The sequence below is a fragment of the Treponema sp. R8-4-B8 genome (assembly GCF_054786175.1).
In genome coordinates this window covers 82,973-93,487 of sequence record NZ_BDHE01000005.1, presented here as the reverse complement: position 1 = coordinate 93,487, position 10,515 = coordinate 82,973, and the positions used below count along the sequence as shown (strand labels likewise).

Here is a 10,515-nt window from a genome sequence, read left to right as displayed (position 1 = left end):
ATTGCTGACCGCTCCTTCAAGGTTTACTAAATTAAGATTAGAGCGTTTAAAATAGTCCGCTGTTTTTCCCAAAATACCCTCGGCTCCTTCATCGATCAAAATATTGCCGCTGCCCCTATCTAGCATAAGGTCCCCTGCGGCGCATATCCAGACAATTGACGGCGTATTCCGCACCAGCGGCTTAGGCGCCTGCGCGAGAGTTGTTTCCAACGCGGTAATTTTTTTCAGAAGCCGCATTTTTTTCCTGCCGCCATCATCCGCCGCCTTTATGCGGATTGAAACATACCTTATCAGAGGATAATCGTCATCCGCCGCGCACAGGCCGTCTACTAAAAGCCCCATATACGGCGGCGCAATTTCCCCGATAGGAACAAGAGTCTCGCTCCCTTCAAGGCAGGCGGCAAGACTTGTTCCGGTACGCGCCGCCAACGGATTTTCTCTGGGTACAAACCATGTTTTTGAAACGGGAATCCCTTCAGCCTGTGCCCATGATGCCGCAAACTCAATGAGTATGTTAGGTGAAATGGCAGATCGCGCTTTTTTTGTCATTCCCTGTTCCTGCGTATCGTTTTCATGAATCAAACGGACTCTTAATGAATTCTGAAAATCCTGCTGCGAAATAAGCTGTTCCAAAAATTCCCGCTCTGCGATGAATTCTTCTCCGGGCATTATCATAATTCCGTCAATTGTGGTTTTAATTCCGCAAGAAAAAAGCAACAGCGCGTAAATGCCTAAAGAGACGGCAATACTGGCGGCTGCGATACAGGCGATTAATGCGGTACGGAAATAATTGGCTTCTTTCATTCTTAAATAATATTTCAAATATAAAAAAAAATAAATACGGTAATTAGGCCGACTAAAACCTAAGTCTTATTCTGGCAGTACAATCAAAGTAGCGGCCTGTACTCAAACCCGGCGGCACAGGTCCCAATTCGCCGCGATTTCCGTCGCTTGAAAACAAATCGCGGTCAAGAGGAACTTGAGCGGTAATTGTCAAAACCGCTCCCTGAAACAAATCGTGGTTCAAAGTGATAACCGGCGTAAAGGAAATATCATCCAAACCGGAAATAAGCGCGGCGTTTACATTGGTGTAATCATTAAAACGCAATGTTAAGCCGGTATACAAATAATTGTTATTGGAAAAACTGCCGCCATAACCAAGCGCGGTTGACGATGTTTCGCCATTGTACAGATATTCTACAAGGACGATTAATTTGCCGTCAAAGAAAGAATAATCCGCTCCCGCGCTGAAAGAAAGCCCGTCAAGTTTCGTCTGTGCCTCGTGGTTGTAGGTATAAAGCGCGTCTATGACAAGCCCCACTTCTAAATCAGCCTTTACGGAAAGTCCCGCGCGGTGAATGCCGTAATCCGAATCTGCTTTTGGCGTTTCATAACAGTACAGCGTTTGAATGCTTGCCTTATTCCAGTGCTTATCAAAAGATAGTCCTAAAAATGAGCCGCCGCCATTTTGCGAAAAAGGATCGCGCGGCGCGGAATAAAAAACATTCAGTTTTGTCTCATCCGTCGGATACCAGAAAAATGCCGCTCCCAGAATCGCGCGCGGGCGGGCGTCAGGCTTTAACGGATTTCTTGGATTGAGAAAATCCGAAGACCCCCACACTTGCCCATAGCCAAACGGAAGACGCATAAGCCCGCCGTCAAAATTTACCGTTTCACCTAACAGCCGGAAATAAAGACGTTCAAGCTCAATTCCTGCAATGTAGTTTTCTCCGTAGACATAAGATGTCGAATTTAGAGGAGAGCCGATTCCAAGACCCGCCATCATCTTCGCGTTATCCGCATAATTTCCCGAAGCGGCGATTAAATTAACCGCGCCATAGACTGCTGCCTTGTCCCTAATTTTAGATTGAAATCTAATATTAGCGTATTCTTCAAACCCCATTAAAAAATCCGGCGCGTCAGCCGCTCCCGCCTGCATGGAAAGGGAAGTATCCAGTATACCGGAAACAGTAATTTGCGCGGAAAGACTGAAGGTAATTGCAAGAAATGCGAATACAAATAAAAAAGTTTTTCGTTTCATAGTCACCTCTTATCAATTAGCAATTAGCAATGTTATTGTCCGTAATCTTATCGTGAAGTACCACGTGCAGATTAGTTACCTCGCTCATTGCTCACTGCTCACTGCTCATTGTTCATTGTTCCTACCTCTCCAAATTCTTCTGACTAAAAACCGAATCCGCAATAGGCTTATCCAGCACTACATTTCTCATAATAAACTTAGTCTTTGAATCTTTTCGCATAAGGTCGCGCATTTCTCCCTCTACAGGGAAACGCCGTCCGCTAATTACTTCTACCCTTAACAGATTATAATCTTTTAATTTAACTCCCGAAAGAGCGAAAAGTTCATAGCGTAAAAGATCGCCGTTTTCTTTGTCTATCCATAATTTGCGCGAAGGATAACTTTCAGTTTTCTTTTTTGCCTTTAGCTCCAAAACCCACGAATCACGTCCGTTTACTGTTTCAGAACCCGCGATAACAGGATCATAGCGGCTGGTTAAAGTTTCGTTATTAAGCGTGTCTTCGTAGGACATATCGGAACCCATCATCGATTCTTTGAGCATGTGTCCCGAAATCAACATCACTTCTTCCGTGTCAGGCGAATACACATAGAGCCTGCCATCCCTTTTTAAATACTTTGTTCCCCTGTCTTCCGTATTTGTAAACTCAATAAAACTGTGAGTGTTTCCCCTGCCCCACGCCTTAAATGTTTTCACATAACGGCGGTTCCCATTTTCGATAATAATCTCGCCTTCATACTCAATCGTCGCGTAAATCTCGTTGTTATCCACGCGCCGTAGCAGATCCGCCGCAGTTTGAGAAAAAGCAAGACCAGTAGTCAATAAAAACACCATAATGAAAAATATTTTTTTCATTTTTTTAACCTCCTTTTATTTATTTATGAGTGGGGAGAGCAGTGAGGAGTGAATAGTGAGCAGTGAGTAGTGATTGTTGTTTGTAATCTATGATTGCAAAACAATGCTAAGTTTACTAACAACAATCCTCACTCCTCACTGCTCACTGCTCACTGCTCATTCCCTATCTCCTCAACGCCTCAACAGGCTCTACAAACGCGCTTTTAAGCGACGGAATTAATGTGAAAATAGACGATACTACTACGCCTAACAGCCATGCCCTTAAAAGCAAAATCGGACTGAATTGGAAAAAAATAGCGTTGCTAAGCGGCATTTCGCTGAATGTGTTTCCGTACAGGTCTCCCATGCGAAGCGGATAACGGGAACCTACCGCGGTTAATATCCCGCCGATAACCACTCCGGCAAGAGCGCCAAAGGCCGCCATGAAAAAAGATTCAAAGAAAAACACTTTTACAATTTCCGCGCGGGTCATGCCAAGACAGCCCATCATGCCGATTTCCTTGATGCGCTCATGTATGATCATCACTATTGTATTAATTATAAGAAAACTTGCGACAATCAGGAATACCAGAAATACAACAGTGTATATGTTACTCGCAACTTTCATTATTGATACCCAGTAGTTATCATTCCATTCCGTCACATAACTGTCCTCTCCCAAAAGATTTTTAACTTTTTCTGTAATAGCGCCGCTTGTTTTTTCATCGTTAAGATAAATTACTAGCGATTGCGTTCCCTCATCTAAAACCAATAGCCGCTGAAGCCTTTCTATATCCATGACAATGTAGGTTTCGTCTAACTTGATGTAATCAAAAGTAAAAATACCCGTAATTTTTGGTGAAAGAAATTTTTCCGAATATTGAGCCGATATTGTCTTAAATGTAATTTTATCGCCAACAGATAACCCCGCTTTTTGCGCGAAGACATGACCTATGGCGCATTCGTTAGCTTCGGGAGACGGCCAACGTCCTTCTTTCAAACCGTCGCTGCGATCCGTCAGATTAAACGGGTTAGCCGCCATTTCATCTTTAATATCAAGCCCCCAAAGAACAGCGTGTTTAACGGTGTTATCCTGCAAAGTAGCCATTGTCGCAATCCGCGGAAAGACCGCCCTAACGCCAGGTATTTTATAAATATCAGCGGCAATTTCTTTCCAGCTTTTTCCGTCAGCCAATGGGTACTGCACCGGCATATACTCGCTTTCCGCTTCATACTGCGACGACACTACTCTGATATGGCCAAGTTCATAAATCTGCACCGTTTTGTTTATGCTCTCGATCATTCCTTCTATCAAAGACGAATAAACAACAATAAAGAACACGGCTATTCCCACGGCAGACAGACAAAAAAGCGTGCGCCTCATGTTACGCCAAATGTTACGGTAAGCGATAGTGATTAACATCGCGGTTCCGCCTTTTTTATATTCGTTCATTTTTAACCTCCGTTATTCAAACCGCAAACTTTCGGTAATTGGTTTCTTTAACGCCCTGCGCGTTGGGAAATACGCTACAAACGACGACAACAATGTGGCGACAACGCCTGAGCCGATAATTATCGGTACATTCCACACGCTGCGGAAATTTGCAGTTGTACGGAAGCCGATTCCTCCGCTCAAGGTGTCCGACATAGCGCTAAAATCCAAACCGTATTTCACCATGGGATAATTAAAAGCACAACCAATAATTATTCCCAATACGGAACCGATAATTCCTATAAAGCCGGCTTCCAGCATAAAGGTTAGGATCATTTGAGCGTCAGTCATTCCCATCGCCCTCATCATGCCGATTTCTTTTGTGCGTTCCAGTATCGCAAGCAAAATCGTGTTGGAAATTCCAAGGAAGGAAAGAAGCAATAAAAGAAATGCCAGTACCTGTGGCGCTCCTGTTTGTATCTCCTCGTAACCAAGATACTCAGCCATGTAGTCCTGCCATGTATGTACGGCTAGATCATCGGGCAAAGCCAGCCCCATACCGGCAAGTCCTTTGTTAAGCGCTATGGTTATTACGGCGGAGCTTTCGCTTTCTCCGGGAAGCCGTGAATCGGGAACTCCTCTTTCTCTGATGATTAATTCCGTTACCGCGCCCTGCAGCATCATGCCCGTTTCACTCTGCAAAATATCAAGCGGAATGTACGCCGTGTTGCCGTTTGGCAGCGGGTCGGGAGAATTAATAACACCGGCTACAACCACTTCAAAAGCCTGATTAATATGATTCACAGCCCCCTGAAAACCGGCGCGAATCATCGCGTCTAAAACTTTTGCAAGTTGATTTTCATCGTCTTCAATTAAAATATACGAACCCATAAATTCTTCTAAATTATAAGCGGACTGCACCAGAGTTTTATCTTCTTCGCGTAACGCGGGAAATAATTCTCCGTTCCATTTGTCAACGCGGATAATTTCAGGAGCCGCTTTAATATCGATCACCGCGTTAATGCGGACGTTATTTCTTCCTGACGCGGCAATCATCTCCCAATAACGGTCAAGGTCAGGTTTAGAAGCGTTCTTTTTTAACATCATGCGCTCATTGCCTTTAACCGCCTTTGTATCAACAGGATCAAAAATGTTTTTTGATACGGGAGCTTCACTGTAAAGAGAGCGGATAAAATCAGCGTCTTGACTATTTTGCGCGGTAAGAGAAATCAGCTCTTCAAGTTCTTTTCTGTAAGGGCGCGAAGGAATGCCTACTTTCAATTTTTCCGCCGCAACAGTTCCAAGAGCGATTTCAAAATTGCCATTCTGTATAAAACGCCCAAAATCAACATATGGCACATAACGCAAAACTTCCCGTTCAGCTTCGGGTTCCACAGCGTAAAAAATAATCGGCGCGGAACCCGATGTAGAGGAAAGCGTACCTGAAAAAGTATAACGTGGGGCGCTTACATACCCCTCATTGGAAAGCGCGTCACTGTATATTTCCCAGCCGTAAAAATTTTCATAACTTGGCAGCTCGTCTTTTTTTTCAAAGTAGAGTTTGGTTTGAAGTTTTGCCGCGCCTAATTCGTAATTAACAATATTTCTACGCGACTCAATAGTCATACCGCCCAACCAACTATTTATAAAGATGTAAACCGCGACGCTCACCATAATTGCCGCCGATGTCAGAAGAGTTTTTACCTTGTGACGCGCAATGTTACGCATGGCAATTTTCTTTAATTCCCAAATACCTGATAATTTCATGTTCACCCCTTTTTAAAGCGCTCGCAGGAGTACGCATTTAAATCGAATATGCAAAAAAGTTTCATGCCGCTTCTCCCTTTACCTCATCGCTTTCAATTTGCCCGTCACGGATACGCACAAGACGGCGGGCGTAATCCATAACCATCTGATCATGCGTGGAGAAAATGAAAGTCGTCCCTTCGGCTTTATTCAGTTTTAACATCAGTTCAAGAATCTCGCGCCCGATAGTGGAATCAAGATTGGCGGTAGGTTCGTCCGCTAAAATAATGGCGGGCTTTTTTACAAGGGCGCGCGCGATTGCGACTCTCTGCTGTTGGCCGCCTGACATTTCTTTAGGACGGCGTTTAGCCATTCCCTCAAGACCGACATCGCGTAACACCTGCGCGGTGCGTTCTTTGATTTCTTTTGAATTTACTCCCATCAACGTAAGCGGGAAGGAAATATTTTCTTCTACTGATAGAACGGGAATAAGGTTATACGCCTGAAAAATAAAACCGATACTGTACCGCCGTAGAAGCGCGAGCTGGTTACGCGTCATATTACTAGTATTGGAACCGCCTACGATTATGCTCCCGCCTGTCAGCGTATCAAGGCAGCCGATTAAATGAAGAAACGTAGACTTGCCGCTCCCCGAAGGGCCTGCGATAGCGGTAAATTCCCCGCCTTGAAATTCAAGGGTAACGCCGCGCAGGGCGTGTACCGTCTGATCATTAAGACCGTAGTCTTTTACTACATTTTCCGCTTTTACAACTGTCATTTATTTGCCTCCTTTTTCAACTCATTCAACGCGGCAAGACCAAACACATCCTTAGTCTTGAGTTCTTCCGCTATTGAATTTGGAACCAACATCATTGAGTTCCCCGCTTTTAAACCTTCGTTTAAAATCGAAAGTATCTTTAGTTTCATCGCTCCTTCATTCTTGGCGTAAATCGAAATCGCCTCTTCCAGTTTTTTTGCAATCTCAATTTCCGCTTCCGCGAGAAGAACGCGGCCATTCTTTTCCCTTTCCGCCTGAGCGACACGCGAAAGCGAATCCTGTAAAGGTTCGGGTATCTGAATATCGGTAATCTCAATATGAAGAACCGTTATTCCCCAATCGGTGGTTTTTTTGTCAACCTCTTCCTGAATTTGTCTTTCAATTACGTCACTGCGCTCAAGAAAAGTAGAAAGATCGTGGCTTGAAACCGCGTTACGCAAAGCGGTCTTTGAAGAGTACACAACAGCGTCAATGTAATTTTCAACTTCAAGAACCGCTTTTTGAGGATCCCATACCAGCCAGAAACATATCGCGTCAACATCAACGGTAACGGAATCGCCAGTTAAAGTTTTCTGCGCGGAAAAATCCGACACCCTGATTCGTATATCGACTGTTTGAGCGACTCGGTCGGCAATTGGCAGAAGGAAAAACAGCCCCGGACCTCTAACTTTTTGAAACTTGCCGAAACGAAGAACAATGGCGCGTTCCCATTCATTATTTTTTCGGATGCAGAACGTTAGGATAAACACAACAAGAAAAGCAGCAGTATAGACGCAAATATCCGAAATATTTTCCAGCGAAGCGGTCTTGAAAAAAATCGCCGTAAGCGCAATAGACGCGACAATCAATATGACAAGCTGAAGCAACATCAAAGAAAAATCCGGCTTCATTTTCATCGGTTTGTTACTGACCAACGGTTGTCCTTTATCAAAAAAACTCATTTCTTTTCCTCCTTTATAAGCGACTCTATTAATCCGGGCAGTTCTTTTTTTTCAACTCCCAGATCCCGCATTTCTTGAATGAATCTTCCGGCAACTTCCCTGATTTTCCGTTTTAGGCTGTCATCCTCGAGCACGGGCTTTTTATCGGAAATGTAAGTGCCGCTGCCCACTTGAGTCGCCAAAATCCCGCGAATCTCCAATTCGTTGTATGCCTTGGCGATAGTGTTCGGGTTTGTTTTCAGTTCCACCGCCAAAGAACGAATCGTAGGCAAACGGTCGCCGGGTTGTATCCGCCCCGAAAGAATAGCATATTCAATCTGCTGGATAATCTGCCTGTAAATAGGCGCGCCGTTCACCGTGTCCAACGTAAAATTGACAGCTTCCTGCGAGGCGGTTTTTATCTGTGTTGTACTTGTACTATTCATCTAGTACAATTATATATGTACTAGTACAATATGTCAATAAATTTTTTAAAAAAAAAGCTAAAATAATACTTGACAAAGGTTATACCTTTTATCATACTTAATGGTATGAAAACAGCGATTTATATAGATCAGGAATTATTTGATAAAGCGGAAAAGTTTTCTTACGCCGCCGAAATGTCACGCAGTAAATTATATTGCACCGCAATAAATGAGTACATTCAAAATCACGCTCAGGATAACATAACCGAGAGGTTAAATAGTTATTACGCAAACCACGAATCCAGTCTTGATGATGATTTAAAGGCTGTTGTATACAGAGCATTTGACAAGGAAGACTGGTAAATGGTTCGCGGTGAAATATGGTGGGCGGAGCTTCCGCTTCCCAGAGGATCAAAGCCCGCAAAACGCCGCCCTGTGCTGATTATTCAAGGTGACAGTTTTAACCGAAGCGGCATAAAAACGGTAATCTGCGCCATCATCACTTCAAATACGGAGTTGGCTTCCCTGCCCGGAAATTTACTGCTTGAAAAATCAATTTCCGGTTTGGAAAAAACATCAACTGTTAATTTTTCGCAAATTTATTCTCTTGATAAAACAGATTTATTAGAACATGTAACGATGTTGCCAAAGTTTATGATTGATAAAGTGAATAGCCGTCTAAAGCTGGTGCTGGAAATATAGCGGCGTTATGCGATATTCAACGATGACTAAATTTTACCCGGCAGTTAAAATAATATGTTAATAAACCCGTTTACCCGCGTCAGGAACTTCGCCGACTCAAACCCCGTTGCCATGCGTTACGCGATGGACGGCCTTCTTGCGGCGTTAGCTGTAAACATAGCTTCCAACAATAACAATTTATTCGCGCTTAGGCTTGGCGCGGGAGACTACCAGTTAAGCCTCGTGCAATTCCTGCCGCAAATATTCACCATGCTGATACTGATTCCCGGAGGACTATTTACCGGCAGCCTTCACAATAAAAGACGCATAATAATTGGCGCTTTGATTACAGGCGCGGCCGGGTATTTGCTTTGCGCTTTATCGCCATTTTTCAGGTTCGCGAATGTCGGGAGCGAACTTAATCATGAGTATTCGATTTACTTTTTTCTTGTTTTCCTGGCGTTTGCAGCGGGAGCTATGGCGACTTATAACATTTCATGGCAGTCATTTTTTCCTGAAGTCGTGGATTTAAAGGAGCGTAACTTTGTTTTAACAATGCGTTCCCACATGGATGTTTTTATCAGCATACCCCTGCCATTGTTGGTCGGCGCCATATTAATTCACACTGCGGCGGGCAGGGGAAAAATTATCGTTCATCAGAGTTTTTATTTATTTGCCGCGCTGTTTATGGTATTAGCAGCGATAAATTACCGTGGAATTAGCGCCGTTCGGCATATTACGCCAAAACGAGTTTCTTTTTCTGAAACAAAAAAAGCCGTGAAAAGCATTTTGCATAACAGGCAATATTTGCTGTTCATCGCTGCCGCGGTTTTCTTTTACATGACGTGGCATTTTGACTGGACATTGTACTTTATAGGACAGTTCAGTTATCTGAAAATGAATGAGTTTCAAATTGGGCTTACAACACTGGGCGCGACATCAGTCCAATTTTTAACAATGCGTTTTTGGAGCCGCGTAAATGAAAAGCACGGCGTTGTGCTTCCCGTAACCTTCGGTATTTTGGGATTAAGCCTTTGTCCAATCGCGATGATCACCGCGCTCAGTCTGCCAATTTCAATAGCGCCATACGTTTTTTTACTGCTGCACGCTATTGTGAGCTTTCCGCTTGCGACCACTACGCTGAATATGCTCCAATGCCTTTTGCAAGTGGCGGACGAAGAGTACCGCAGTTTTTCAATCTCGGTTTACACCTGCATTGTATGCCTGTCAAACGCGGTAATGCCCGTGGCGGGCGTAGCACTTTACCGCGCGCTTGGCGGCGACAGAAACGGGCTTAGGTTGGCTTTTGCGATTATATTCGCCCTGCGAATCATCGCCGCGTGTTTATGGCTTCTTCGGCTTAAATGGCAGAAGGATAGTGAGAAGTGAGCAGTGAGCAGTGAGAAGTGAGCAGTGAGAAGCGAGCAGTGAGAAGTGAGCAGTGAGCAGTGAGAAGCGAGCAGTGAGAAGTGAGCAGTGAGAAGCGAGCAGTGAGAAGTGAGCAGTGAGCAGTATATAGTATATAGTGGATAGATGAAGCGAAAATCTAACTACTAAATACTACTCACTACTCACTATTCACTACTCACTATTCACTATTCACTACTCACTACTCACTACTCACTACTCACTGCTCACTGCTCACTGCTCACTAACCACT

At 44.0% G+C, this 10,515-nt stretch carries 10 protein-coding genes and 1 pseudogene; 3 read left to right on the top strand and 8 right to left on the bottom strand.

The window, feature by feature from the left end; genetic code table 11:
* The 8 genes and pseudogenes from ACYVRA_RS01810 to ACYVRA_RS01775 all read right to left on the bottom strand — a co-directional run.
* A pseudogene (locus ACYVRA_RS01810) lies at positions 1-804 on the bottom strand (hypothetical protein); the annotation flags it as partial.
* A gap of 52 nt (positions 805-856) precedes the next feature.
* Complete coding sequence (locus ACYVRA_RS01805) at positions 857-2,041, bottom strand: hypothetical protein (protein ID WP_461251037.1); 1,185 nt, start codon at positions 2,039-2,041, stop codon at positions 857-859.
* Between the two features lie 121 nt (positions 2,042-2,162).
* Positions 2,163-2,894, bottom strand: a complete 732-nt coding sequence (locus tag ACYVRA_RS01800) for an outer membrane lipoprotein-sorting protein (RefSeq protein WP_461251036.1) — start codon at positions 2,892-2,894, stop codon at positions 2,163-2,165.
* 163 nt (positions 2,895-3,057) lie between these two features.
* A complete protein-coding gene (locus ACYVRA_RS01795; protein WP_461251035.1) occupies positions 3,058-4,326 on the bottom strand; it encodes an ABC transporter permease in 1,269 nt (422 codons plus the stop codon).
* Positions 4,327-4,338: 12 nt separating this feature from the next.
* Complete coding sequence (locus ACYVRA_RS01790; RefSeq protein WP_461251034.1) at positions 4,339-6,072, bottom strand: ABC transporter permease; 1,734 nt, start codon at positions 6,070-6,072, stop codon at positions 4,339-4,341.
* A 61-nt stretch (positions 6,073-6,133) separates the two neighbouring features.
* On the bottom strand, positions 6,134-6,829 hold the full coding sequence (locus ACYVRA_RS01785) for an ABC transporter ATP-binding protein (RefSeq protein ID WP_461251033.1): 696 nt from the start codon (positions 6,827-6,829) through the stop codon (positions 6,134-6,136).
* Complete coding sequence (locus ACYVRA_RS01780; RefSeq protein WP_461251032.1) at positions 6,826-7,770, bottom strand: slipin family protein; 945 nt, start codon at positions 7,768-7,770, stop codon at positions 6,826-6,828. Before ACYVRA_RS01780 ends, ACYVRA_RS01785 begins: the two co-directional genes overlap by 4 nt.
* Entirely contained in the window at positions 7,767-8,195 is a 429-nt protein-coding gene (locus ACYVRA_RS01775) for a GntR family transcriptional regulator (RefSeq protein WP_461251031.1), read from the bottom strand. Before ACYVRA_RS01775 ends, ACYVRA_RS01780 begins: the two co-directional genes overlap by 4 nt.
* Positions 8,196-8,300: 105 nt before the next feature.
* On the opposite strand from ACYVRA_RS01775, the gene ACYVRA_RS01770 reads away from it, so the two are divergent.
* From ACYVRA_RS01770 to ACYVRA_RS01760, 3 genes are read left to right on the top strand one after another with little or no spacing between them, the layout of a single operon-like run.
* Complete coding sequence (locus ACYVRA_RS01770) at positions 8,301-8,537, top strand: hypothetical protein (protein ID WP_461251030.1); 237 nt, start codon at positions 8,301-8,303, stop codon at positions 8,535-8,537.
* A complete protein-coding gene (locus ACYVRA_RS01765) occupies positions 8,538-8,876 on the top strand; it encodes a type II toxin-antitoxin system PemK/MazF family toxin (RefSeq protein WP_461251029.1) in 339 nt (112 codons plus the stop codon). It begins immediately after the preceding gene.
* A 54-nt stretch (positions 8,877-8,930) separates the two neighbouring features.
* Positions 8,931-10,244, top strand: coding sequence for an MFS transporter (locus ACYVRA_RS01760; protein ID WP_461251028.1), 1,314 nt, complete (start codon positions 8,931-8,933; stop codon positions 10,242-10,244).
* Positions 10,245-10,515: the final 271 nt, after the last annotated feature.